Origin of the sequence: Rugamonas apoptosis, from assembly GCF_014042355.1 — a bacterium.
In the GTDB taxonomy this organism is placed as follows: domain Bacteria; phylum Pseudomonadota; class Gammaproteobacteria; order Burkholderiales; family Burkholderiaceae_D; genus Rugamonas; species Rugamonas apoptosis.
Genome location: NZ_JACEZU010000010.1, coordinates 165320 through 189931, shown reverse-complemented (window position 1 = coordinate 189931; position 24612 = coordinate 165320). Strand labels below are relative to the sequence as shown.

28 protein-coding genes and 1 tRNA gene are annotated in these 24612 nt (G+C 62.9%); 25 read left to right on the top strand and 4 right to left on the bottom strand.

Annotation, left to right across the window (positions count from 1 at the left end; genetic code table 11):
• Positions 1-121: 121 nt before the first annotated feature.
• The 22 genes from tpiA to ispF all read left to right on the top strand — a co-directional run bounded on the left by tpiA (position 122) and on the right by ispF (position 19296).
• Positions 122-868, top strand: a complete 747-nt coding sequence (gene tpiA / locus H3H39_RS19995) for a triose-phosphate isomerase (protein WP_182155796.1) — start codon at positions 122-124, stop codon at positions 866-868.
• A gap of 56 nt (positions 869-924) precedes the next feature.
• The gene (secG, locus tag H3H39_RS19990; RefSeq protein ID WP_182155794.1) at positions 925-1344 is read left to right on the top strand and encodes a preprotein translocase subunit SecG; all 420 of its coding nucleotides are present in this window, start codon (positions 925-927) and stop codon (positions 1342-1344) included.
• A 177-nt stretch (positions 1345-1521) separates the two neighbouring features.
• Positions 1522-1606 (top strand) — tRNA-Leu (locus H3H39_RS19985).
• A 170-nt stretch (positions 1607-1776) separates the two neighbouring features.
• Positions 1777-2136: an NADH-quinone oxidoreductase subunit A gene (locus H3H39_RS19980; RefSeq protein ID WP_182155792.1), complete on the top strand. Its 360-nt coding sequence runs from the start codon at positions 1777-1779 to the stop codon at positions 2134-2136.
• A gap of 3 nt (positions 2137-2139) precedes the next feature.
• Positions 2140-2616, top strand: coding sequence for a NuoB/complex I 20 kDa subunit family protein (locus tag H3H39_RS19975; protein WP_008450353.1), 477 nt, complete (start codon positions 2140-2142; stop codon positions 2614-2616).
• 15 nt (positions 2617-2631) lie between these two features.
• On the top strand, positions 2632-3225 hold the full coding sequence (locus tag H3H39_RS19970; protein ID WP_182155790.1) for an NADH-quinone oxidoreductase subunit C: 594 nt from the start codon (positions 2632-2634) through the stop codon (positions 3223-3225).
• Positions 3225-4478 (top strand): NADH-quinone oxidoreductase subunit D, encoded by a 1254-nt coding sequence (locus H3H39_RS19965; protein ID WP_182155788.1) that lies wholly within the window; start codon positions 3225-3227, stop codon positions 4476-4478. The genes H3H39_RS19970 and H3H39_RS19965 overlap by 1 nt, the downstream gene beginning before the upstream one ends.
• Positions 4479-4506: 28 nt before the next feature.
• Positions 4507-4986 (top strand): NADH-quinone oxidoreductase subunit NuoE, encoded by a 480-nt coding sequence (gene nuoE, locus H3H39_RS19960; protein ID WP_182155786.1) that lies wholly within the window; start codon positions 4507-4509, stop codon positions 4984-4986.
• Positions 4983-6278: an NADH-quinone oxidoreductase subunit NuoF gene (gene nuoF / locus H3H39_RS19955; protein WP_182155784.1), complete on the top strand. Its 1296-nt coding sequence runs from the start codon at positions 4983-4985 to the stop codon at positions 6276-6278. The genes nuoE and nuoF overlap by 4 nt, the downstream gene beginning before the upstream one ends.
• Positions 6279-6300: 22 nt before the next feature.
• Positions 6301-8640 (top strand): NADH-quinone oxidoreductase subunit NuoG, encoded by a 2340-nt coding sequence (gene nuoG / locus H3H39_RS19950; protein ID WP_182155782.1) that lies wholly within the window; start codon positions 6301-6303, stop codon positions 8638-8640.
• Positions 8640-9725 carry an NADH-quinone oxidoreductase subunit NuoH gene (gene nuoH, locus H3H39_RS19945; RefSeq protein ID WP_182155780.1) on the top strand — a complete coding sequence of 362 codons (1086 nt, stop codon included), beginning with the start codon at positions 8640-8642 and terminating at the stop codon, positions 9723-9725. Before nuoG ends, nuoH begins: the two co-directional genes overlap by 1 nt.
• An 11-nt stretch (positions 9726-9736) precedes the next feature.
• A complete protein-coding gene (nuoI, locus tag H3H39_RS19940) occupies positions 9737-10225 on the top strand; it encodes an NADH-quinone oxidoreductase subunit NuoI (RefSeq protein WP_182155778.1) in 489 nt (162 codons plus the stop codon).
• Between the two features lie 99 nt (positions 10226-10324).
• On the top strand, positions 10325-10957 hold the full coding sequence (locus H3H39_RS19935) for an NADH-quinone oxidoreductase subunit J (RefSeq protein WP_182155776.1): 633 nt from the start codon (positions 10325-10327) through the stop codon (positions 10955-10957).
• Entirely contained in the window at positions 10954-11262 is a 309-nt protein-coding gene (gene nuoK / locus H3H39_RS19930; RefSeq protein WP_090314441.1) for an NADH-quinone oxidoreductase subunit NuoK, read from the top strand. Before H3H39_RS19935 ends, nuoK begins: the two co-directional genes overlap by 4 nt.
• Positions 11263-11297: 35 nt before the next feature.
• Complete coding sequence (gene nuoL / locus H3H39_RS19925; RefSeq protein ID WP_182155775.1) at positions 11298-13397, top strand: NADH-quinone oxidoreductase subunit L; 2100 nt, start codon at positions 11298-11300, stop codon at positions 13395-13397.
• Between the two features lie 31 nt (positions 13398-13428).
• A complete protein-coding gene (locus H3H39_RS19920) occupies positions 13429-14928 on the top strand; it encodes an NADH-quinone oxidoreductase subunit M (RefSeq protein ID WP_182155773.1) in 1500 nt (499 codons plus the stop codon).
• A 21-nt stretch (positions 14929-14949) separates the two neighbouring features.
• A complete protein-coding gene (gene nuoN, locus H3H39_RS19915; protein ID WP_182155771.1) occupies positions 14950-16437 on the top strand; it encodes an NADH-quinone oxidoreductase subunit NuoN in 1488 nt (495 codons plus the stop codon).
• A complete protein-coding gene (locus H3H39_RS19910) occupies positions 16437-16766 on the top strand; it encodes a DUF2818 family protein (protein ID WP_182155769.1) in 330 nt (109 codons plus the stop codon). Before nuoN ends, H3H39_RS19910 begins: the two co-directional genes overlap by 1 nt.
• 31 nt (positions 16767-16797) lie before the next feature.
• Positions 16798-17355, top strand: coding sequence for an NUDIX domain-containing protein (locus H3H39_RS19905; RefSeq protein WP_182155767.1), 558 nt, complete (start codon positions 16798-16800; stop codon positions 17353-17355).
• Between the two features lie 3 nt (positions 17356-17358).
• Entirely contained in the window at positions 17359-18063 is a 705-nt protein-coding gene (locus H3H39_RS19900) for a hypothetical protein (protein WP_182155765.1), read from the top strand.
• Between the two features lie 16 nt (positions 18064-18079).
• On the top strand, positions 18080-18793 hold the full coding sequence (gene ispD / locus H3H39_RS19895; RefSeq protein ID WP_182155763.1) for a 2-C-methyl-D-erythritol 4-phosphate cytidylyltransferase: 714 nt from the start codon (positions 18080-18082) through the stop codon (positions 18791-18793).
• Between the two features lie 5 nt (positions 18794-18798).
• On the top strand, positions 18799-19296 hold the full coding sequence (gene ispF, locus H3H39_RS19890; protein WP_182155761.1) for a 2-C-methyl-D-erythritol 2,4-cyclodiphosphate synthase: 498 nt from the start codon (positions 18799-18801) through the stop codon (positions 19294-19296).
• Here the strand turns inward: ispF and H3H39_RS19885 are convergent.
• The gene (locus H3H39_RS19885) at positions 19236-19511 is read right to left on the bottom strand and encodes a DUF433 domain-containing protein (protein WP_182155759.1); all 276 of its coding nucleotides are present in this window, start codon (positions 19509-19511) and stop codon (positions 19236-19238) included. The two genes, ispF and H3H39_RS19885, sit on opposite strands and share 61 nt — an antisense overlap.
• A gap of 124 nt (positions 19512-19635) precedes the next feature.
• A complete protein-coding gene (locus H3H39_RS19880) occupies positions 19636-19920 on the bottom strand; it encodes a BrnT family toxin (protein ID WP_182155757.1) in 285 nt (94 codons plus the stop codon).
• A gap of 541 nt (positions 19921-20461) precedes the next feature.
• Here H3H39_RS19880 and H3H39_RS19875 point away from each other — a divergent pair.
• The 3 genes from H3H39_RS19875 to H3H39_RS19865 all read left to right on the top strand — a co-directional run bounded on the left by H3H39_RS19875 (position 20462) and on the right by H3H39_RS19865 (position 22195).
• On the top strand, positions 20462-21352 hold the full coding sequence (locus H3H39_RS19875) for a cache domain-containing protein (protein WP_182155755.1): 891 nt from the start codon (positions 20462-20464) through the stop codon (positions 21350-21352).
• Positions 21353-21450: 98 nt separating this feature from the next.
• Positions 21451-21753 carry a hypothetical protein gene (locus H3H39_RS19870; RefSeq protein ID WP_182155753.1) on the top strand — a complete coding sequence of 101 codons (303 nt, stop codon included), beginning with the start codon at positions 21451-21453 and terminating at the stop codon, positions 21751-21753.
• 34 nt (positions 21754-21787) lie between these two features.
• Positions 21788-22195: a VOC family protein gene (locus H3H39_RS19865; protein WP_182155751.1), complete on the top strand. Its 408-nt coding sequence runs from the start codon at positions 21788-21790 to the stop codon at positions 22193-22195.
• Between the two features lie 19 nt (positions 22196-22214).
• On the opposite strand, the gene H3H39_RS19860 is transcribed toward H3H39_RS19865, so the two are convergent.
• Both H3H39_RS19860 and H3H39_RS19855 read right to left on the bottom strand, forming a co-directional pair.
• Positions 22215-23210, bottom strand: a complete 996-nt coding sequence (locus tag H3H39_RS19860) for an FHA domain-containing protein (protein ID WP_182155749.1) — start codon at positions 23208-23210, stop codon at positions 22215-22217.
• Positions 23207-24604 (bottom strand): S1 family peptidase, encoded by a 1398-nt coding sequence (locus tag H3H39_RS19855; protein WP_182155747.1) that lies wholly within the window; start codon positions 24602-24604, stop codon positions 23207-23209. The genes H3H39_RS19860 and H3H39_RS19855 overlap by 4 nt, the downstream gene beginning before the upstream one ends.
• Between the last annotated feature and the right edge of the window lie 8 nt (positions 24605-24612).

Genomic DNA, 24612 nt, shown 5'->3' with positions numbered 1-24612 from the left:
TGGCGGCGATGATGGAAATTTGTGTCATTTTTGCCAACTTTGGTCCGCCGGCGCCTGCCGCTGGTTTGACCGGGCTTCCGCCCGCGCGTTAAAATAGCGGGTTATTGAAAATTAGGCCACTATGCGACGCAAACTCGTCATCGGTAATTGGAAAATGAACGGCAGCCTTGCCGGCAATGCGGAATTGTTGTCCGGCATCGCCGCAGGCTTGACCTCCTCGGGCGCGGCATGCGCCGTCTGTGTGCCGGCGCCGTACCTGGCCCAGTGCCAATCGGCGCTGCAGGGCACCGCCATCGCCTGGGGCGCGCAAGACCTGTCGGCCCACGCCTCGGGTGCCTACACGGGCGAAGTGTCGGCCGCCATGCTGGCGGATTTCGCCTGCCGCTATGTGCTGATCGGCCACTCGGAACGCCGTGCTTATCATCATGAAAGCAGCGAACTGGTGGCGAAGAAGACCGTGGCCGCGCTGGCCGCCGGGCTGACGCCGGTGGTGTGCGTGGGCGAAACGCTGGCCGAGCGCGAAGCGGGCCAGACCGATGCCGTCGTGCGTGAGCAACTGGGCGCCGTGCTGGAAGTCATCGCCGCTGGCGATGTGGCCAGGATCGTCGTCGCCTACGAGCCAGTGTGGGCAATCGGCACCGGCAAGACGGCCACGCCGCAAATGGCGCAGGACGTGCACCAGGTGTTGCGTGCCCAGTTGGCGGAAAAAGATGCGTCGGCGGCGGCCGGCGTGCACATCCTGTACGGTGGCAGCATGAAGCCGGACAACGCGAAAGAATTGCTGTCCATGCCCGATATCGATGGTGGCCTGATCGGCGGCGCGGCATTGAAGGCAGCCGATTTCCTGGCCATCATCCACGCGCACTGAGCGCGTGGCGGGGCAGGGTAGTGCTTGAAACTTATTTAATGTGAGAATGAAATAACATGAACACTTTGTACAATCTGATCGTTGTGGTGCAAGTTTTGTCGGCGCTGGCCATCATCGGCCTGGTGCTGATGCAGCATGGTAAGGGTGCCGACATGGGTGCCGCCTTCGGTTCCGGCGCCTCGGGCAGCCTGTTCGGTGCCTCCGGCTCGTCCAACTTCATGTCCAAGTCGACCGCCGTGGCCGCCGTGCTGTTCTTCAGCGCCACGCTGGGCCTGTCGTTCCTGCAAACCCACAGCAGCACGGGCGTCAGTGGCGGCGTGATGGACAAGGTGGCCGCTCCTGCGCCAGCCGCGCCAGCTGGTGGCGCTGGCGCCATTCCTGCGACCACGGCGCCTGCCGCGGCTGCCCCTGCCGCCACGGCGCCAGCCGCGCCGGCACCGGCCGCTCCAGCTCCTGCCGCATCGATTCCCAAGTAAGCCGCAAGTCAGCTATTGGTTATAAAATAGCTGGCTTGCCTATTGTTTTGGCAGTGAAAGCTGTCAAAACAATCCAAAGTAAGAATCAGTAAAGATTTATCGTTTTTCTTCCTTGTTTTGGTGCAATTCTCATTAACAAAGTGCGCAAAACACAGTAGAATAGCGGCCTTAATGAATGCCGACGTGGTGAAATTGGTAGACACGCTATCTTGAGGGGGTAGTGGCGCAAGCTGTACGAGTTCGAGTCTCGTCGTCGGCACCAGAAATTAGAGGCCAGCAAGGGAGTACCTAAGCTGGCTTTTTTACGAGGATGTGTCGTTCGATCCTGGTCTAAGCTGTTGATTTGGGTCGGACGTTAAGATCACTGCAACGCAATACCGCAACACCGCAGTGTGTCCTTCAACCGATCGTTCAACATCAAGCTTATCAATCGTGAACCTCGAAAATTACTTCCCCGTCCTGTTGTTCATCCTCGTCGGTCTCGGCGTTGGTATCCTGCCCCAGATCCTGGGTCACCTGCTCGGGCCCAACAAGCCTGACTCTGCAAAACTCTCCCCCTATGAATGCGGTTTCGAAGCTTTCGAAGACGCGCGCATGAAATTCGACGTCCGGTACTACCTGGTCGCGATCCTCTTTATTTTGTTCGATCTGGAAACGGCATTCTTCTTCCCGTGGGGCGTCTCCATGCGCGAACTGGGCTGGGCCGGCTTCGTGACGATGATGGTGTTCATCGCCGAATTCGTGGTCGGTTTTTGGTATATCTGGAAGAAAGGTGCCCTTGATTGGGAATAAGCCATGGCTATTGAAGGCGTATTAAACGAAGGTTTTATCACCACCTCGGCCGACAAGCTGATCAACTGGGCGCGTACGGGTTCGATGTTCCCGATGACGTTCGGTCTGGCCTGCTGCGCGGTTGAGATGATGCACGTGGGCGCGGCCCGTTACGACATGGACCGCTTCGGCGTCGTGTTCCGTCCCTCGCCACGCCAGTCCGACGTGATGATCGTGGCCGGTACCCTGTGCAACAAGATGGCGCCCGCGCTGCGCAAGGTCTACGACCAGATGCCGGAACCGCGTTGGGTGATCTCGATGGGTTCCTGCGCCAATGGCGGCGGCTACTATCACTATTCCTACTCCGTGGTGCGCGGCTGCGACCGCATCGTGCCGGTCGACGTCTACGTGCCGGGCTGCCCGCCGACGGCTGAGGCTCTGCTGTACGGCATCATGCAGCTGCAAAACAAGATCAAGCGCACCAATACGATCGCACGCTAACGGGGCGCATCAACTATGACTACACATTTGGAAACACTGCAAAACGCCCTCGGCTCCGCCCTGGGCGATCGCGTCAGCACCACCGTGGCGCTGGGCGAGATCACCCTGGTGGTCAAGGCCGCCGACTACTTCGGCGTGATGCAGACGCTGCGCGACGACCAGGCGCTGGGCTTCGATCAGCTGATCGACCTGTGCGGCGTCGACTACCTCAATTATGGCGAAGGCGCCTGGGATGGCCTGCGTTTCGCCGTCGTGGTGCACCTGCTGTCCGTCAAGCACAACTGGCGCGTGCGCGTGCGCGTGTTCGCGTCCGACGACGACATGCCGCTGCTGCCGTCCGTGACGGGTCTGTGGCGTACCGCCAACTGGTACGAGCGCGAAGCGTTCGACGTGATGGGCATCCTGTTCGAAGGTCACAACGACCTGCGCCGCATCCTGACCGACTACGGCTTCATCGGCCACCCGTTCCGCAAGGACTTCCCGGTGTCGGGCTATGTCGAGATGCGTTACGACCCGGAACAGAAGCGTGTGATCTACCAGCCTGTGACGATCGAGCCGCGTGAAAATGTACCGCGCGTGATCCGCGAAGAAAATTACGGGACGAAATAATGGCCGAAATTAAAAACTACACCCTGAACTTTGGTCCGCAACACCCGGCCGCGCACGGCGTGCTGCGCCTGGTGCTGGAGCTGGACGGCGAAGTGATCCAGCGCGCCGACCCGCATATCGGCCTGCTGCACCGCGGCACCGAGAAGCTGGCCGAGCAGAAGACGTATTTGCAGTCCGTGCCTTATATGGACCGCCTCGACTACGTGTCGATGATGTGCAACGAGCACGCCTACGTGATGGCGATCGAGAAGCTGCTGGGCGTTGAAGTCCCGCTGCGCGCACAGTACATCCGCGTCCTGTTCGACGAGATCACCCGTCTGCTGAACCACCTGCTGTGGCTGGGCGCGCACGCGCTCGACGTGGGCGCCATGGGCCCGTTCCTGTACGCGTTCCGCGACCGTGAAGACTTGATGGACTGCTACGAAGCCGTGTCCGGCGCCCGTATGCACGCGGCTTACTACCGTCCGGGCGGCGTCTACCGCGACCTGCCGGACGCCATGCCGCAGCACCAGAAATCGATCATCCGCAGCGACAAGAAGATCGCCGCCCTGAACGAAAACCGCCAGGGTTCGCTGCTCGACTTCATCGAGGACTTCACCCGTCGTTTCCCCACCTATGTGGACGAATACGAAACCCTGCTGACCGACAACCGGATCTGGAAACAGCGTACCGTCGGCATCGGCGTGGTCAAGCCGGAAGACGCGCTGGCCATGGGCTTCACCGGCGCCATGCTGCGCGGTTCGGGCATCGAGTGGGATCTGCGCAAGCACCAGCCGTACGAAGTGTACGACTTGATGGACTTCGACATTCCGGTCGGCACCAACGGCGACTGCTATGACCGTTACCTGGTCCGTATCGAAGAGATGCGCCAGTCGAACCGCATCATGAAGCAGTGCGTGGAATGGCTGCGCAACAATCCAGGTCCTGTCATGTCGGGCAACCGCAAGGTGGCGCCGCCGTCGCGCGTCGACATGAAAACCAACATGGAGTCGTTGATCCACCATTTCAAGCTGTTCACGGAAGGTTTCCATGTGCCGCCAGGCGAGGCGTACAGCGCCGTCGAGCACCCGAAAGGCGAGTTCGGCATCTACCTGCTGTCGGACGGCGCCAACAAGCCGTACCGCATGAAGATCCGCGCACCGGGCTATGCCCACTTGCAAGCGCTGGACGAAATGGCGCGCGGCCACATGATCGCCGACGCCGTGACCATCATTGGTACCCAGGATATCGTTTTCGGCGAAATCGACCGCTAAGCGACAAGACAGTCCGAAAGGCAAAAGTATGTTGTTATCAGAGCAGTGCTACAAAAAAATCGACCGCGAACTGGCCAAGTATCCGGAAGACCAGCGTCAGTCGGCCGTGATGGCCTCGCTGGCCCACGCCCAGGTCGAGCTGGGCTGGATCTCGCCCGAAGTGATGCAGGAACTGGCGGACTACATCCGCATGCCGGCCATCGCCGTGCAGGAAGTGGCCACTTTCTACAATATGTACAACCTGAAGCCGGTCGGCAAGCACAAGATCACCGTGTGCACCAACCTGCCGTGCGCCCTGTCGGGCGGTGAGCGCGCAGCCCACCACCTGAAGGAAAAGCTGGGCATCGACTACCGCGACACGACCGCCGACGGCGAGTTCACGCTGATGGAAGGCGAGTGCATGGGCGCCTGCGGCGACGCACCGGTGCTGCTGGTGAACAACCACCGCATGTGCAGCTTCATGTCGAACGACAAGATCGACGCCCTGGTCGAGGAACTCAAGAAATGACGTCACTCCACAACCGACACATCGATCCGGTCATCCTGGCCGGCCTGGATGGCCAGAACTGGCATCTGGAAGACTACGTCAAGCGCGGCGGCTACAGCGCGCTGCGCCGCATCCTGGAAGAGAAGCTGACGCCGGAACAGATCATCGCCGACCTGAAAGCGTCCTCGCTGCGCGGCCGCGGCGGCGCCGGTTTCCCTACCGGCCTGAAGTGGAGCTTCATGCCACGCCAGTTCCCGGGCCAGAAATACCTGGTCTGCAACACGGACGAAGGCGAGCCAGGCACGTTCAAGGACCGCGACATCATTCGCTACAACCCCCATGCGCTGATCGAAGGCATGGCCATCGGCGCTTACGCCATGGGCATCACCGTCGGTTACAACTACATCCACGGCGAAATCTTCCAGGAATACTTGCGCTTTGAAGAAGCGCTGGACGAGGCGCGCGCCGCCGGCTTCCTGGGCGACAAGATCATGGGCAGCGAGTTCAGCTTCCAGCTGCACGCGCACCACGGCTACGGCGCCTACATCTGCGGCGAAGAAACGGCACTGCTGGAATCGCTGGAAGGCAAAAAAGGCCAGCCGCGCTTCAAGCCGCCTTTCCCCGCGTCGTTCGGCCTGTACGGCAAGCCGACCACCATCAACAACACGGAAACCTTCGCGGCCGTGCCCTTCATCCTGAACATGGGTCCGGAGAAGTACCTGGGCATGGGCAAGCCGAACAACGGCGGCTCCAAGATCTTCTCGATCTCGGGCGACGTGAACCTGCCGGGTAACTACGAGGTACCGCTGGGCACGCCGTTCGCCAAGCTGCTGGAACTGGCTGGCGGCATGCGCGGCGGCAAGAAGATCAAGGCCGTCATCCCCGGCGGTTCGTCCGCTCCGGTGATCCGCGGCGAGATCATGATGGACACCGACCTGGACTACGATTCGATCGCCAAGGCTGGCTCCATGCTGGGCTCGGGCGCCGTGATCGTGATGGATGAGACGCGCTGCATGGTCAAGGCGCTGGAACGCCTGTCCTACTTCTACTTTGAAGAGTCGTGCGGCCAATGTACCCCTTGCCGCGAAGGCACGGGCTGGATGTACCGCATGGTGCATCGTATCGAGCATGGCCAGGGCCGCGCGTCGGACCTGGATATGCTGAACTCGATCGCCGACAACATCCAGGGCCGCACCATTTGCGCGCTGGGCGATGCGGCGGCGATGCCGGTGCGGGCTTTCGTCAAACAGTTCCGCGAAGAATTTGAATATCACGTCGAGCACAAGCATTGCTTAGTGCCCGCTTACATCTAAGCTGCGTCAGGTAACGATCACCATGGTTGAAATCGAAATAGACGGCAAAAAAGTCGAAGTCCCTGCTGGTAGCATGGTGATGGACGCCGCCAACAAACTGGGAACCTATATTCCGCACTTCTGCTATCACAAGAAATTGTCGATCGCTGCGAACTGCCGCATGTGCCTGGTGGAAGTGGAAAAGGCGCCCAAGCCTTTGCCCGCTTGCGCCACGCCCGTGTCGGCCGGCATGATCGTGCGCTCCGCGTCCGACAAGGCCGTGCAGGCACAGAAGTCCGTGATGGAATTCCTGCTGATTAACCACCCGCTGGACTGCCCGATCTGCGATCAGGGCGGCGAATGCCAGCTGCAGGACTTGGCCGTCGGTTACGGCAAGGGCGAGTCCCGCTACGAGGAAGAAAAACGCGTGGTGACGCCCAAGGATGGCGGCCCGCTGGTCTCCATGCAGGAAATGTCGCGCTGCATCCAGTGCACCCGCTGCGTACGTTTTGGCCAGGAAGTGGCCGGCGTGATGGAGCTGGGCATGATCGGCCGCGGCGAACACTCGGAAATCACGGCCTTCGTCGGCCAGACCATCACCTCCGAAATGTCGGGCAACATGATCGACCTGTGCCCGGTTGGCGCGCTGACGTCGAAACCGTTCCGCTACAGCGCCCGCAGCTGGGAACTGTCGCGCCGCAAGTCCGTCAGCCCGCACGATGGCCTCGGCGCCAACCTGATCGTTCAGGTCAAGCAGGGCAAGGTCAAACGCGTGCTGCCGCTGGAAAACGAAGCCATCAACGAGTGCTGGATTTCCGACAAGGACCGCTTCTCGTACGAAGGCCTGGAAGCCGCCGACCGCCTGACCGCGCCCATGCTCAAGCAGGGCGGCGAATGGAAGGAAGTGGACTGGCAGACGGCGCTGGAATACGTGGCGCACGGCCTGAAGAACATCAAGCATGAACACGGCGCCAACGCGCTGGCCACGCTGGCCACGGCGCACTCGACGCTGGAAGAACTGCACCTGCTGCAAAAGCTGACCCGCGCCATGGGCTCGGACAGCGTGGATACCCGTCTGCGCCACAGCGACTTCTCGCTGGCGGCCGACGTCAAGCCATGGCTGGGCATGACGATCGCCGACTTCGCGCAACTGAACCGCGCCTTCGTGATCGGCTCGTTCCTGCGCAAGGATCACCCGCTGCTGGCCACCCGCCTGCGCACGGCAGTGAAGGGCGGCGCCAAGCTGTCCATCCTGCATGCCGCCGACGACGACCAGCTGATCACCATCGCCAACAAGATGATCGCCGCGCCGTCCGACTGGCTGGCCGCACTGTCGCAAGTGGTGGTGGCCGTGGCCAAGGCCAAGGAAGTGGCCGCGCCGGCCGGCTTCGAGGCCGTGACCGTGTCGGACGCCGCCGCCGCCATCGCCGCCAGCCTGCTGTCGGGCGACAACAAGGCTGTGCTGCTCGGTAACGCCGCCGTACAACACCCGCAAGCGGCCGCGCTGCACGCCGCCGCGCAATGGATCGCGGAACAGACGGGCGCCAAGCTGGGCGTCCTGACGGAAGCGGCCAACACCGTGGGCGCTTACATCGCCAACGCCAACAGCGGCAACGCCCCTGTGTTCAGCACGCCGAAACAGGCTTACGTGCTGCTCAACGTGGAACCGCAACTGGACGCCGTCAACCCGCAACAAGCGACCGAAGCGCTCAAGCGCGCCGACATGGTGGTGGTGCTGTCGGCCTACAAGCACGGCATGGATTACGCCGACGTGCTGCTGCCGGTGTCGCCATTCAGCGAAACCTCGGGCACCTTCGTCAACTGCGAAGGCCGCGCGCAAAGCTTCAACGGCACCGTCAAGCCACTGGGCGACACCCGTCCAGCCTGGAAAGTGCTGCGCGTGCTCGGTAACGTGCTGGGTCTGTCCGGTTTCGACTACGAGACCTCGGAAGCGATCCGCGACGAAGTGCTGGGCGCCGGTGTGACCGACGTGTCGGCCCGCCTGAACAACGCCGCCAAGGCCACTCCCGTGGCCGCCGCTTTCGGTGCCGCGTCCGGTGCCACTGCGGCCCCTGAGCGCGTCACCGACGTGCCGATCTACTTCGCCGACGCCATCGTGCGCCGCGCCGAGTCGCTGCAGAAAACGGCCGACGCCGCCGCGCCGAAAGCGCACCTGTCGACCGCTCTGGCGCAGCAGCTGGGTGTGGTGGCCGGTGACAAGGTCAAAGTCAGCCAAGGTTCCGGCAGCGCCATCCTGGTGGCCGCCGTCGACGCCGGCCTGCCTGCCAACGCCGTGCGCGTGGCCGCCGCTCACGCGTCGACCGCCGCCCTGGGCAGCATGTTCGGTTCCATCACAGTTGAAAAAGCAGGAGAGGGGAAATAATGGCTCTGCCTGAATTCGTCACCGCCATTAACAACGCCGGCGCCGCCAGCGTGCTGGCGCCCGTCTGGCCCCTGGTGTGGGCCATGATCAAGATCGTCGTCGTGCTGATGCCACTGATGGGTCTGGTTGCTTACCTGACCCTGTGGGAGCGCAAGTTCATCGGCTGGATCCAGATCCGCGTCGGTCCGAACCGCGTCGGTCCGATGGGCCTGCTGCAGCCGATCGCCGACGCGCTCAAGCTGCTGTTCAAAGAGATCATCACGCCGACCAAGGCCAACCCAGGCCTGTTCGTGCTCGGCCCCATCATGACCATCATGCCGGCGCTGGCTTGCTGGTCAGTGGTGCCCTTCGGTCCGGAAGCCGTGCTGGCCAACGTCAACGCGGGCTTGCTGCTGCTGATGGCCATCACGTCGATGGAAGTGTACGGCATCATCATCGCCGGCTGGTCGTCGAACTCGAAGTACTCGTTCATGGGCGCCATGCGCGCCTCGGCCCAGATGATCTCCTACGAAATCCCGATGGGCTTCGTGCTGGTCGTGGTGCTGATGGTGTCCGGTTCGCTGAACTTCATCGACATCGTCGGTGGCCAGCAAAAAGGCTATTTCGTCGAGCAGGGCCTCAACTTCCTGTCGTGGAACTGGCTGCCGCTGCTGCCGCTGTTCGTGGTCTACCTGACCTCCGGCCTGGCCGAGGCCAACCGCCACCCGTTCGACGTGGTCGAGGGTGAATCGGAAATCGTGGCCGGCCACATGGTCGAATACTCGGGCATGGCCTACGCCATGTTCATGCTGGCCGAATACGCCAACATGATCCTGATCGGCACGCTGGCGTCCATCATGTTCCTGGGCGGCTGGTCCGCGCCGTTCAAGTTCCTGGAATTCTGGGGCGGCTTCGGTGGCTTCTTCTGGCTGTTCGCCAAGACGTTCTGCATCGTTTCCCTGTTCATCTGGGTGCGCGGCACGTTCCCGCGTTACCGCTATGACCAGATCATGCGTCTGGGCTGGAAAGTATTTATCCCATTGACCCTGGTTTGGCTGGTCTTGGTCGCAGGCTGGATGCAGACATCCTGGAATATCTGGAAGTAAGGAAGAGAACAATGGAACGTATCAAGGACTTCTTCGGCAGCTTCATGCTGACCGAACTGATCAAAGGGATGGCGCTGACGGGCAAGTACATGTTCTCGCGCAAGATCACCATCCAGTACCCGGAAGAGAAGACGCCGATGTCGCCGCGCTTCCGCGGCCTGCACGCGCTGCGCCGTTATCCGAACGGCGAGGAACGCTGCATCGCCTGCAAACTGTGCGAAGCGGTATGCCCGGCGATGGCCATCTCGATCGAATCGGAACAGCGCGAGGACGGCTCGCGCCGCACCACGCGTTACGACATCGACCTGACCAAGTGCATCTTCTGCGGCTTCTGCGAGGAATCCTGCCCGGTCGACTCGATCGTCGAGACGCACGTACTGGAATACCACGGCGAGAAACGCGGCGATCTGTACTACACGAAAGAGATGCTGCTGGCCGTTGGCGATCGCTATGAAGAGCAGATCGCCGCGGCGCGCGCGGCGGACGCTCCTTACCGCTAATCGCCGGCGCCTTGCCCGCTCCGCTCAGGCGGGGCGGGGTGGGGCGGCGTAGCTGGCGAGATCCGCCGTTCAATAAACTGTACGTCTCTTGGGTTAGTTATGGAATTTAAAACTGCTTTGTTCTACGTGTTCTCGGCCATCATGATATTGGCCGCGACCCGCGTTATCACGGCCCGCAATCCGGTCCACGCCGCACTGTTCCTGGTGCTGTCGTTCTTCTCGGCCGCCGCCATCTGGCTGCTGCTCAAAGCCGAGTTCCTCGCCATCGTGCTGGTGCTCGTGTACGTGGGCGCCGTCATGGTGCTGTTCCTGTTCGTCGTGATGATGTTGGACATCAACACGGACAAGATGCGCGAAGGCTTCTGGGGCTACCTGCCGCTGGCCAGCTTCATCGGCGTCGTGATCGTGCTGGAGATGGCCGCCGTGCTGTGGCGCAATTTCCTGTCGTTCGAGGCGCAAGGCCCGGCCAACGCCGGCAACATCGGCGGCACCAAGGAACTGGGCCTGCTGATCTACACCAAATACATCTATGCGTTCGAGATCGCCGCCGCCGTGCTGCTGCTGGCCATCATCGCCGCCGTGGCCCTGACGCTGCGCAAGCGCAAGGACACCAAGTATTTCGACCCGGCTGACGCGGTGCGCGTCAAGCGTAACGACCGCCTGCGCATCGTCAAGATCGCCGCCGTGTCCAACCGCGAACAGGCCGGCGCAGCAAACAAGGAGGCTCCATGACTTTATCGCTCGCTCACTACCTCGTTCTTGGCGCGATCCTGTTCGCGATCTCGATCGTGGGTATTTTCCTGAACCGGAAGAACATCATCATCCTGCTGATGGCCATCGAACTGATGCTGCTGGCGGTGAACATGAACTTCATCGCGTTCTCGCATTACCTGGGCGACGCGGCCGGGCAAATCTTTGTGTTCTTCATCCTGACCGTGGCCGCCGCTGAATCGGCGATCGGCCTCGCGATCCTGGTGGTGATGTTCCGTAATCTGGACACCATCAACGTAGAAGACCTGGATAGCCTCAAAGGCTAAGTTTCAACCTCGAATAATAACGATTAAGGTTCATCATGGCGGGGCAAACTCTAAACCCTAACCTCCTTCTTGCCGTACCTCTGGCGCCGCTGGCTGGCGCTGCGATTGCGGGCTTGTTCGGAACCCGATTCTTCGGGAATCTGGTCGGTCGCAAGACGTCGCATACTGTGACGATTCTTGGCGTGCTGATTGCATTCATTCTGTCGGCGATGACGCTGTCAGACGTCATCGGCGGCGCCGGTTATAACGGCACCGTCTACAACTGGATGACGGTGGCCGGTCTGAAGCTCGAAGTGGGCTTCCAGATCGACGCGCTGTCGGCGATGATGATGTGCGTGGTGACGTTTGTCTCGTTGATGGTGCACGTCTACACGATCGGCTACATGGCGGAAGACGAAGGCTACAACCGCTTCTTCTCCTACATCTCGCTGTTTACCTTCTCGATGCTGATGCTGGTCATGGCCAACAACTTCCTGCAGCTGTTCTTCGGCTGGGAAGCGGTGGGCCTGGTGTCCTACCTGCTGATCGGCTTCTGGTACACGCGCCCGACGGCGATCGTGGCCAACATGAAGGCGTTCCTGGTCAACCGCGTGGGCGACTTCGGCTTCATCCTCGGTATCGGCCTGCTGCTGGCCTACGCCGGCTCGATGAACTACCAGGAAGTGTTCGCCAAGCGTGAAGCGCTGGCGGCCCTGACCCTGCCGGGCACGGACTGGATGCTGCTGACCGTGGCCTGCATCTGCCTGTTCATCGGCGCGATGGGTAAATCGGCCCAGTTCCCGCTGCACGTGTGGCTGCCCGACTCGATGGAAGGCCCGACCCCGATCTCGGCACTGATCCACGCCGCCACCATGGTGACGGCCGGTATCTTCATGGTGACCCGCATGTCGCCGCTGTTCGAACTGTCGGAAACGGCGCTGTCGTTCGTGCTCGTGATCGGCTCCATCACGGCCCTGTTCATGGGCTTCCTGGGCATCATCCAGAACGACATCAAGCGCGTGGTCGCCTACTCGACCCTGTCGCAACTCGGTTACATGACCGTGGCCCTGGGTTCCTCGGCTTACTCGATCGCCGTGTTCCACCTGATGACCCACGCCTTCTTCAAAGCGCTGCTGTTCCTGGGCGCCGGCTCCGTCATCATCGGCATGCACCACGACCAGGACATCCGCAACATGGGCGGCCTGCGTAAATACATGCCCGTGACCTGGATCACGTCGCTGCTGGGCTCGCTGGCCCTGATCGGCACGCCGTTCTTCTCCGGTTTCTACTCCAAGGATTCGATCATCGAAGCCGTGGCCGAAACCCACATCGCCGGCGCCGGCTTCGCCAACTTCGCCGTGCTGGCTGGCGTGTTCGTGACCGCGTTCTACTCGTTCCGCATGTACTTCCTGGTGTTCCACGGCGAAGAGCGTTTCGGCAAGGCCCACGGCCATGACCACCACGCGCCGGCCGCCGCCGCCCATGATGCGCACGATGCGCACGCCGAACACGATTCGGACGCGCACCACGAAGAAGAGGATGCACACGGCCACCACGGCCTGGCCCCGGGCCAGAAACCGCATGAGTCGCCATTCGTCGTGTGGTTCCCGCTGGTGATGCTGGCCATCCCATCGGTCATCATCGGCTACCTGACCATCGGTCCTATGCTGTTCGGTAAGTTCTTCAACGGCGTGATCTTCGTCGGCGAGAACCACCACGCGATGGAAAAACTGGGCGAGGAATTCCACGGCCCCGTGGCCATGGCGCTGCATGCGCTGACCTCGCTGCCGCTGGCCCTGGCCACCGCCGGTGTCGCCGCCGCCTACTACTGCTACATGATCAACCCGCGCGTGCCGGCCTGGTTCTACGACAAGTTCCGCTTCGTCCACACGCTGCTGGACAACAAGTACTACATGGACAAGTTCAACGAGACCGTGTTCGCCGGCGGCGCACGCCTGCTGGGCAACGGCCTGTGGAATGTGGGCGACCGCACGCTGATCGACGGCCTCGTCGTGAACGGCAGCGCCAAGGTTGTGGAGTGGTTCTCGTCGCTGACCCGTCTGGCTCAGACCGGCTATATCTACCACTACGCGTTCGTCATGATCCTCGGCATTCTGGGGTTCCTGGTCTACTTCCTGCCGTTTTGGCACGCTTAATTAGCTGATACGCATAGAGATAAAGATAACCATGATGCAGTCAATTTCTACATTACCTCCGTTCCTGAGCCTGGCGATCTGGGTGCCGATCGCCTTCGGCTTGCTGGTGCTGGCATTCGGCCGCGACAGCAACGCCGGCATGGTGCGCGTCGGCTCGCTGATCGGCTCCATCGTCAGCTTCGCGCTCACGCTGCCGCTGATCTCCAACTTCGATAACGCGGCCCACGGCATGCAGTTCGTCGAGAAGTCGCCGTGGATCGAGCGCTTCAACATCCTGTACTCGCTGGGCATCGATGGCCTGTCGCTGTGGTTCATTCCGCTGACGGCCTTCATCACCGTGATCGTCGTGATCTCGGCCTGGCAAGTGATCCAGAAACGCGTGGCCCAGTACATGGGCGCGTTCCTGATCCTGTCGGGCCTGATGATCGGCGTGTTCTGCGCGCTCGACGGCCTGCTGTTCTACTTCTTCTTCGAAGCGACCCTGATCCCGATGTACATCATCATCGGTATCTGGGGCGGTGAGAACCGCGTGTACGCCTCGTTCAAGTTCTTCCTGTACACCTTCTTCGGCTCGCTGCTGACGCTGATCGCCATCATCTACCTGTACAAGGTTTCCGGTGGCTCGTTCGACATCCTGACCTGGCACCGTACGCCGCTCACCATGCGCGAGCAGATCTTCATCTTCATCGCCTTCCTGATGGCGTTCGCCGTCAAGGTACCGATGTTCCCGGTCCACACCTGGCTGCCCGACGTCCACGTGGAAGCGCCGACCGGCGGTTCGGCCGTGCTGGCCGCCATCATGCTGAAGCTGGGCGCTTACGGTTTCGTGCGGTTCTCGCTGCCGATCACGCCGGACGCCTCGCACTACATGGCCAACTTCATCATCACCCTGTCGCTGATCGCCGTGGTCTACATCGGCCTGGTGGCACTGGTGCAGAAGGACATGAAAAAGCTGGTCGCTTACTCGTCGATCGCCCACATGGGCTTCGTCACCCTGGGTTTCTTCCTGTTTAACGACATGGCAGTGCAGGGCGGTATCGTGCAAATGATCTCGCACGGCTTCATCTCCGGCGCCATGTTCCTGTGCATCGGCGTACTGTACGACCGCGCCCACTCGCGCCAGATCGCCGACTACGGTGGTGTCGTCAACAAGATGCCGAAGTTCGCCGCGCTGTTCGTGTTCTTCTCGATGGCCAACTGCGGCCTGCCAGCGACCTCCGGTTTCGTCGGTGAGTTCATGGTGATCCTGGGCGCCGTCAAGGCCAACTTCTGGATCGGCCTGATCGCCGCCACCGCGCTGATCTTCGGCGCCGCCTACTCGCTGTGGATGGCCAAGCGCGTCATCTTCGGCAAGGTGGCCAACCACCACGTGGCCGAGCTGACCGACATCGGTGCCCGCGAGTTCGTGATGCTGGGCCTGCTGGCCGCGGCCGTGCTGGCCATGGGCCTGTACCCCGCGCCGTTCACCGACACGATGCAAACCTCGGTCGCGGACCTGCTCGCGCACGTAGCGCACAGCAAGCTGCCTTAAGAAGAAAACGGAAACGCCTACATGAATACCACCAACATGATCCCGCTCTACGCAGAAGTCTTTCTGCTGGTCGCCGCGTCGGCGATCCTGCTGATCGATATGTTCCTGTCCGAGGGCAAGCGTTCGATCACGTACGTACTGTCGCTGCTGACGCTGCTCGTTTGCGGCTACTTCAGCTACGCCGACTATGCGGCTGGCACCACCGTCTACACGTTCAATAACATGTTCGTGTCGGACCCGATGTCCAACCTGCTCAAGCTGTTTACCTACGTCTCGGTCGGCATGACCCTGATCTATGCCCGCCAGTACGCGACCGATCGCGGCATGCTGGGCGGCAACCTGGGCGGCGAGTTCTATGTGCTCGCGCTGTTCTCGCTGCTGGGCCAGATGGTCATGATCTCCGGTAACAGCCTGCTGTCCATCTACCTGGGCATTGAACTGATGTCGCTGGCCCTGTACGCGCTGGTGGCCCTGCGCCGCGACAACGCCCAGGCCACCGAAGCGGCCATGAAGTACTTCATCCTGGGCGCCATGGCGTCCGGCTTCCTGCTGTACGGCATGTCGATGATCTACGGCGCCACCGGCACCCTGGACCTGTCCAAAGTGGCGCTGGCCGCCGCTTCCGGCACCATCAAGCCTACCATCCTCGTGTTCGGCCTGGTGTTCCTGGTGGCCGGCCTGGCGTTCAAACTGGGCGCCGTGCCATTCCACATGTGGGTGCCGGACGTCTACCAAGGTTCGCCTACCGCCGTGACGTTGCTGCTGGGCGGCGCGCCCAAGCTGGCCACCTTCGCCGTCTGCATCCGCCTGCTGGTGGAAGGTCTGCTGCCGATGGCCGTGGACTGGCAACAGATGCTGATGGTGCTGGCCGTGCTGTCGCTGGCCATCGGTAACCTGACCGCCATCGCCCAGACCAACATCAAGCGCATGCTGGCCTATTCGACCATCGCACAGATGGGCTTCGTTCTGCTGGGCCTGCTGGCTGGCGTGGTCGGCGCGACCGACCGCACCGGTGCGCCGGCCGCCTACAGCGCCGCCATGTTCTACGCCATTACCTACGTGATGACCACGGCCGGCAGCTTCGGCATGATCATGGTGCTGGCCCGCGCCGGCTTCGAAGCGGAAGAACTGGCCGACTTCAAGGGTCTGAGCAAGCGCAACGGCTGGTACGCCGTGCTGATGTCGATCATGATGTTCTCGCTGGCCGGTGTGCCGCCGATGCTGGGCTTCGCCGCCAAGTTCTCGGTGCTGACCGCCGTACTGGGTACGGGCCAGATCTGGCTGACCGTGCTGGCCGTCATGTTCTCGCTGATCGGCGCGTTCTACTACCTGCGCGTGGTGAAGATGATGTGGTTCGATGAGCCGACCGACAGCACCCCGCTGTCCATCCCCGGCGACATGAACCTGGTGCTGAGCCTGAACGGCCTGGCGCTGGTGGTGGTGGGCATGCTGCCTGGCCCGCTGCTGGCATCGTGCCTGAGCGCCATGACCAAGACGCTCAATACCTGATGGAAGTATCTTCCGCCAGCTGGCTGGTGATCGCGCTGACGATCCTGGCCGCCAACCTGCCTTTCTTTAATGACAAGGTTTTCGCCGTGGTACCGCTCAAGCGGCATCCCGGCGACCCGCGGGCCGTGCGGCGCAAGCCGTTCTGGCTGCGGCTGGTGGAAATGGCGGTGCTGTATTTCGCCGTGGGGGCTGCCGGTTTCGCGCTGGAAGCCCGCATCGGCACCCCTTTCCCCCAGACGTGGGAGTTCTACGCCATCACGGCCTGTCTCTTTATCGTCCTTGCCTTCCCCGGATTTGTCGTGCGCTACCTGCGCAAGCACCACTCCTGATATACTAGCCGTACGGCAACACGGAGTACGCATGGACAAGCACCTGAAAGAAATCCGCGTCGGCGGCGAATTGGTCTACGACGGCAAGTTCCTCAAGGTCCAGAAGGACCAGGTGGCGCTGCCCGACGGCCAGCACACGGCCCGCGAATATATCCGTCATCCTGGCGCGGTGGTGATCCTGCCCGTGCTCGATGACGGCAGCGTGTTGATGGAACGTCAATTCCGCTATCCGCTGGACCAGGTGTTCATCGAATTTCCCGCTGGTAAGATCGATCCGGGCGAGGACCCGCTGGCTTGCGCCAAGCGCGAGCTGGAAGAGGAAACCGGTTATACGGCCAAGGATTGGCAATTTGTCAGTGTGATCCATAATGCCATCGCCTATTCGGACGAGCACCTGGACCTGTACCTGGCGCGCGGCCTGAAGGCGGGCGCGGCCAAGCTGGACGAGGGCGAATTCCTGGAAACGTTCACCGCCACCATTGATGAGCTGCTGGACTGGGTCCGCAGCGGCAAGATCACCGACGTCAAGACGGTGATTGGTGTGTTCTGGCTCGATAAGCTCCGTTCCGGTGCCTGGAAGCTGGACTGAGCCATGTTGTCACTGCGACCATTTCGGTTCCTGTTAGCGCTTGCATGCCTGCTGGCGGCGGCCACCGCGCACGCCGAGCGCACGCCGTTCCAGATGCGTTGCGAAGATTCCCTGAGCAAGACGGTCACCGTGCTGTCGGCCCAGCAAAGCGGCTATACGGTCGATACCCATCTGTCCTACCGGGCGTTGACGTCGATGCACGGTCTGGCGGCCGGCGCCGTCAAGGTGGCGGGGCTGACCCAGACCGATTCGCGCGTCAAGATGGGTTACACGGGCACGCTGCTGCAGGATAGCGACAGCGGCTATGAATGCATCGCGCCCCGCATCGAAGTAAAGCTGTACTATGTGCCCGTGGTGATCTACGTGGCGCGCGAATTCCCGGCCGGCTCCTGCGCCTACAAGGAAATCCTCAAACATGAGCTGCGCCACATGAACGCCTACATGGAGCATTTGCCCAAGGTGGAAAAGACGGTGCGCGAGGCGCTGGCCAAGCGCTTCCAGGACAAACCCCTGTATGCGCCATCGGGTACGGCCATGTCGGCGCTGACGCACGAAGTGGATAATGGCTGGATGGATTTCATCAAGGCTGAAATGCGCAAGGTCGACGCGGTGCAAGCCGGTATCGATTCGCCCGAAGAGTACGCGCACCTGAGCGAAACCTGCGGCGGCGAAATACGGAACGTACTGAGCGGCGGCCATCCTTTCTGATCGACGACAAGCACTAATGATCCTGGACACCGCTGGCGCGCCGCGCCACTACGCCCTGATACCTGCGGCGGGCGTGGGCGCCCGCATGGCGGCCGACGGCCCCAAGCAATACCTGACCGTGGGCGGCAAGCCCATGCTGCGCCACGCGCTGGAAGCCTTTTTGGCCAGCGACCGCATCGCTCATACCTACATCGTCGTCAGCCCGGCTGATGGCCAGATCGACGCCGTGGTGCCGCCCGGCATGGCCGGCGTGACGGTGCTGCGCTGCGGCGGCGCCACCCGCATGGAGTCGGTCCAGAACGCCTTGCACGCGCTGCGCACGCAGGTGCGCGACGGCGACAGCATCCTCGTGCATGACGCGGCCCGGCCCGGCCTGACGCCGGAACTGATCGCGCGCCTGATCGACGGCGTGGCCGGCGACCCGGCCGGCGGCCTGCTGGCGCTGCCCGTGGTGGACACGGTCAAGCGCACCGCCGATGGAAAAGTCGCCACCGTTCCGCGCGACGGGCTGTGGCTGGCGCAAACGCCGCAGATGTTCAGCTACGCGCTGCTGCGCCGTGCGCTGGACGCGGCCACCGACGCCAACGCCATCACGGACGATGCCAGCGCCGTCGAAGCGCTGGGCCTGTCGCCACGGCTGGTGCCGGGCGATCCGCGCAACTTGAAAGTCACGCTGCCGGCCGACGTCCGCATCGCCGAAATGTACCTGGCCCAACCCACAACGAATTGAACGCCATGAATCCCACTCCCGCACTCCCATTCCGTATCGGCCAGGGCTACGACTGCCACGCGCTGGTGGAAGGCCGCAAGCTCATCATCGGCGGCGTCACCATTCCGCACCATGTGGGCTTGCTGGGCCATTCGGATGCGGACGTGCTGCTGCATGCGATCACGGACGCCATCCTGGGCGCGGCGGCGCTGGGCGACATCGGCAAGCACTTTCCCGACACGGACCCGCAATTCAAGGGTGCCGACTCGCGCACGCTGCTGCGCGAAGCGTGCAGGCGGGTACAGGCCACCGGCTATGTGATCGGCAATCTGGATGCCACCATCATCGCCCAGCGGCCCAAGATGGCGCCGCACATCGCCGCCATGTGCGCCAACGTGGCCGAGGACCTGGGCGTGACCGTGGGCCAGGTCAACATCAAGGCCAAGACCAACGAGAAGCTCGGTTACCTGGGACGCGAGGAAGGCATCGCGGCGGAAGCGGTCGCCTTGCTGATCCGTTCGTAGAACAAGGTTAGTTGCGAAGTCAGCACGGCCTGGGCCACGTCGCGCGTGACGGTGGGGTGGTCGCGCAGAAAGTCATCCACCGCGCCCCCGGCCAGCAGGCAGTCGAATAAGGATTTCAGCGGCACCAGCGTGCCGGTGAAGTGGGGCGCCCCACCCAGGATGGTCGGATCGACGCGGATGTGCGGGGTTTTGCTCTGATACCAGTCCTGTACCATCTTCCCGCCTTCCGGCCCGGGTGGGACCGGTTTCAGGCCGATGCGATGGAGAGCCGGCCCAGCAAGAGCAAGATCCAGTTCAGGGTGATCCTCCGTCGGTGTGCCGAAATCCACGCTCAAGACATTAATCCAGTTGGCGTCCGCATGTGGCGTAGAAGGTGTTGATTTCGGCACTGCTTGCGTTACGGAATGAGATGATGCGGATTTCATGATGGTGTTCGGTATGAATGATGGAAACGGGTTTTCCTTGCAATTCGCCGATAGTGATAAAGCGCCGTTCATCATAGCGGTAACGCCGGTCTTCGACGGTGAATGTTTCTCCGGAAAATACCATGGCACAATCGGCAAAATCCAAGCCATGCTTACGAAGATTGCTCTTCCGCTTGTTTTCGTCCCACGTAAATCGCATGGCGCTCTATCAAGTGTAGGTTGGCCGCAAGCCGGCAGCAAGCTCCGCAGTGAAGCGCCGCGCGCCCGGCGCGTGCGCCGCCCCAGGCGTGAGCGTACGGCGCTTGCCGCCCGTGCCAGATCGACTGATCAAAGGTTAGTCTCGTCTGTCCAGATGAAGGACTTACTTGCGGTGTGCGCCGCCTTTGCTCCAATCCACCACACCGCTGTTGCAGAATGGGACGGTGGCGCCCGGGCGCCGCCTGGTTTTTTCCCGGTGCTGACGGCGCCGCCTGGCGCCATGTGCCCGCCGGTCACGCAGCGCCCCTGCGCGTGCGCTGGCTCCGCCGGCGGCTAACCATCGTCAAATCAATTCAGCCCCATTTCGCGGCCGGCACGCGGGCCCAATGGCCTGCAAATTGCTTCCCACATTGGCGGTATGGTCTTCGGCATGTGCGCCGCCGGTCCTCGTCGCGGCGCACGTTGTCGTTGTTCTTCATGCTGGTGCCACACGCTGCGCGTATGGGCATGTTGGCTGTCACTACTTGAACTGGAACGCACTCATGAAACGACATTACATCAGCGTCTTCACTCTCGCCGCCGCGTCGGCATTGTTCGCCATGCCCGCCGCGCACGCGGGCGATGCTCCCGCGACCAGTCACTACGGCAGTATCGAACGCGCGCAAGCCAAGCGCGCCACGGAACTGCTCGACAGCGCGGTCGACTATCTGCAAAAGAACGGCCCGGAAAAGGCGTTCGCGAAATTCAATGAACCGGCCGGTCCCTTCGTGAAAGGGCCGTACTACGTGTATGCCGTCGACCTCGATGGCTTCATGGTGGCCAACGGCGGTTCGCAGGTAGGCCTGGTGGGCAAGAACGAGATCGACTTGCGCGACGCGGCCGGCAAGCCTTTGATCCGCGACCTGCTGGAGCAAGCCCGGGTCAACGATACGGGCGCGGTGGAATACCGCTGGCTGAACCGGGTCAGCAACCATATCGAGAACAAGGTCAGTCAATACCGCAAGGTCGACAAGTACATCCTGTGCGTGGGCTATTACACGCCGCGCGGCTCGGTGGAGGAGGCGCAGGAATTGCTCGACAAGGCCGTCGCCTACCTGAAGAAATCGGGCGACAAGGCGGCCTACACGGCCTTCAACAACCCGCAGGGCGGCTTCCTGCATAACGATTTGTACGTGTTCGCCATCGGCATCGACGATGGCCGTTATCGCGCCTCGGGCGACTCGCCACAGCTGTCGGGCATGGACGTGCGCGGCCTGCGCGATGCGGCCGGCAAGCCGATGGTGGAAGACATGATCAAACTGGCCAAGGGCAAGGGTTCGGGCACGGTGGACTTCGTGTGGCGCAATCCCGCCACCAACGCGGTGGAGCAGAAGCATTCGCTGATCCAGCGCGTCGATAACGTCCTGCTGGGCGTGGGCTACTACAGCAAATAAGCGGCCGGCGGCCGTTGATTGCGGAGCGCGGCCGGCCCCTTGCCGGCCGCGCCCGTTCTGCTACCATGACGCCCTGAACGTAACCAGGGAGAGCGGCTATGGCGCGCGATATTTATGCATACCGGCAGGTGGCCGTTGAATCGGTGCTGCGCGCGGGGCGGGTGCAGATCCGCCCGGTGCCGGGGCAGGCGTTTTCGCCGGAGCTGCTGGTGCAATGCTCGCGCCGCCTGTGCGACACCAGCCTCTATCCGCTCGGCACCCGCTTCCTGCTGTCGGCCAAGCTGACGGACCGGCTGGGCGGCACGCCCTATCTCTACGCCTGGCATGGCGATGCGGTGCAGGTCATGTCGGCGGACGAAGCGCGGCGCTTCCTGGCTGAATTCAAGCGTGGCCGGATCTGATCCGGCCGACTTCTGTCTTCCAGGGAGGGGGCGCATGATACATATCCGTGAAATCGACCACATCGTGCTGCGCGTCGTGGATGCGGCGGCGATGGAGCATTTCTACTGCAAGGTACTGGGCTGCAAGGTCGAGCGGCGGCAGGAGGAGATCGGCTTGATCCAGTTGCGGGCCGGGCGCTGCCTGCTCGACCTGGTGCCCGTCGATGGCAAGCTGGGCCGCATGGGTGGCGCGGCGCCCGGCGCGGAGGGCCGCAATCTCGATCACGTCTGCTTCCGGGTGGAGCCGTTCGACGAGGCGGCGATCCTGGGCGAGCTGGCCGCCGCCGGCGTGGCGGCGGGACCGGTGGCATCGCGTTATGGCGCGGAAGGCGAGGGACCATCGATCTACCTGAACGACCCCGAGGGCAACACCGTGGAGCTGAAAGGGCCGGCCTGGTCGTGAGGCCGGCGGTGGGGCGGGATTACTCGCCGCCGCCGTCGCCGTCCTCGCCCTCGTCTTCGTCGTCTTCCTTATCGGTGCGGACGCGGGCGGCATCGACGTCGGCCTTGAGCCTGGTGGCGCCGGCCATGAAGTCGGCCACGCTGTGGTCGGGACTCTGGCGTAGCGCGGGCGGCAGCAGCACCGACATATAGAGTTCATCGGCGGCGCGGCCCGTACTTTGCACGTTGGTCATCAGGTTCAGGCCGGCGCCGGCCAGCAGCAGCACGCCGCAACTGACGGCGAAGCGGCGCGGGTAGTGCGGCTTGATGGTCCACAGGTGGAAGAACAGCATGCCGCACACGAGCGCGATGGTGGCCACGTTGCCGTAGCGCGTCAGCCATTCGGCCGACCAGGCGAACGCCAGCACGTCGCTCAGCACGCGCCAGGCGCCGGCGGCGAACAAGCCCATCCCCAGGATGAACAGGTGCCGGCCCAGCCGCGCGTGGGTGCCGAACAGGCGGTTGGCCAATGCCCAGCCGCCGCTCCACGCCAGCCCCACGCCCAGGCCGGAAGCCACCACCAGCAGGTAGCGGATGGGCTGGAAGGCGTCGATATCGGCCAGCCAGTTTTCCAGTCCCGAGAACAGGCCGATCAGCAGCAAGCCCACCAGCGCGGGCGCCGCGCCTTCCCAGCTGTGCATGGTGGTGTCGGCCAGTTCGGGCGCGACGGCGAAGTCGGCCCCGCGCAGGCGTACGCGCGTGTGGCCCAGGCGCACCACGGCATCGCCGTCGAGCGCCACGCTGCTTAGCCGCTTGCCGTTGCCGATGGTGCCGTTGCGGCTGCCAAGGTCGCGCAGTATGGGCGCGCCGCTGTCGTCCGCTTCAATCACGGCGTGGTGGGCGCCGGCATGGGCGTCGTCCAGGATCACGTCGTTGTCGTAGCCGCGGCCCAGGCGGATGGGCAGGCTGTCGAAGCGCTGGCGTTGCAGCACGTCGCCGCCACGGCCCAGCAGTTCGATGAAGTAGGGCGCTTTCATGGCCGGCCTCCATTGGCCAGCGCTTCCAGGAAGGCGCGCGTGACGCGCAAGCCGTTATCGTAGGAGACGCCGCGCGCGTCGAGCCGGCTTTGCAGATTCATCTGCGGCTGGTCGGTGCTGGAGGTGAGCAGGGCGAAATCGTACAGGCCGTCGAACTTGCGGTAGGCGCGCACGCACAGCACGGCGCGCATGGGCAAGGTGCCGTTCTTGACGAATTGTTCCGTGCAACTGGGACCGCTCAGCCGGCTGTCGCGCGTGGAGCCGAAGCGCTCGTTCTTGAACGAATCGCTGGCCAGTTGCGAAAAGCGCAGCGGCCCCAGGCCCGTGCTGCGCAGGTATTGGTGGCGGATGCTGACCTGGCCCGTCTGCAGCGAACCGCTGACGAAGATGGCCGATTCCATGGCGCAGTTGGCGTTGTCCACGGTGAACGGCTTGTCGGCCTTGACGGTGGAGCGGCCCCAGCAGCGCATCTGTTCCGATTCGCGCACGGGCACCCGGTAGGGGCCCATGTTCTTCAAGGTCAGCGGCGTGGCCAGCAGGCTGTCGACCATGGCGCGCTGGTGGGCCAGCAGTTGCGCGGCCACGATGGCCGTGAAATCCTTGGGCGCCTGCTGTTGCTGGGCGACCTGCTTGAGCAAGGCTTGCGCGTAGCGGGCCGGCACCAGGAAGCTGACCAGTTCCCCATCGAGCCGCTTAGAGACGTTGACGCCGGCCACGGCGCCATCGGCCGTCACGCTGGGGCCGCCGCTCATGCCGGCGTTGATGGGGCCGGTGAACATGAGCTGGTCGTAGAAGCTGCGCGCGATCACGCCGTTGTAGGCGCCTTCCGAAATGGCGAAGCCGAGGTCGAGCGGATTGCCCAGCGAATACAGATACTGGCCCTGGTTCAGCGCGGCCAGGTGTTCGGGTAGCTTGAAGAAGCCGGTGCCGTTGCGGTTTACGCGCAGCACGGCCAGGTCGTGCAGCACGTCCACGGCCAGCAGTTCCACGTTGCCGCGCTGGCCGCTGGTGTCCACCCATTCGCCCACGTAGGTGTCGGGGTCGAGCGCGAACTGCGATACCACGTGGTAGTTGGTGACGACCAGGTCGCCGGTGCCGATCAGGAAGCCGGAGCCGACCGAGGCTTGGGTACGGCCACTGCGCAGCAGCGAGCGCACTTGCAGGATGTCGTTCTTGGCGGAGGCGTACAGTTTCTGGGCCGCGCTGGAGGGCGGCGGCAGGGCCGTGCTGTCGGGCTTGGCGGCGTTGCGGCTGGCGGCCGGCGCCGTGAGCGGGGCGGCCGCCTGGGCTACGCCAACGCCAACGCCGATACCGGCGCCGGCGCCCGGTGCGGCCAGGGCGCTGGCGCTGGCCCAAGTCAAGGTGGAGAGCAGGGCGATGTCAAAAAATTTCATGCGGTCCC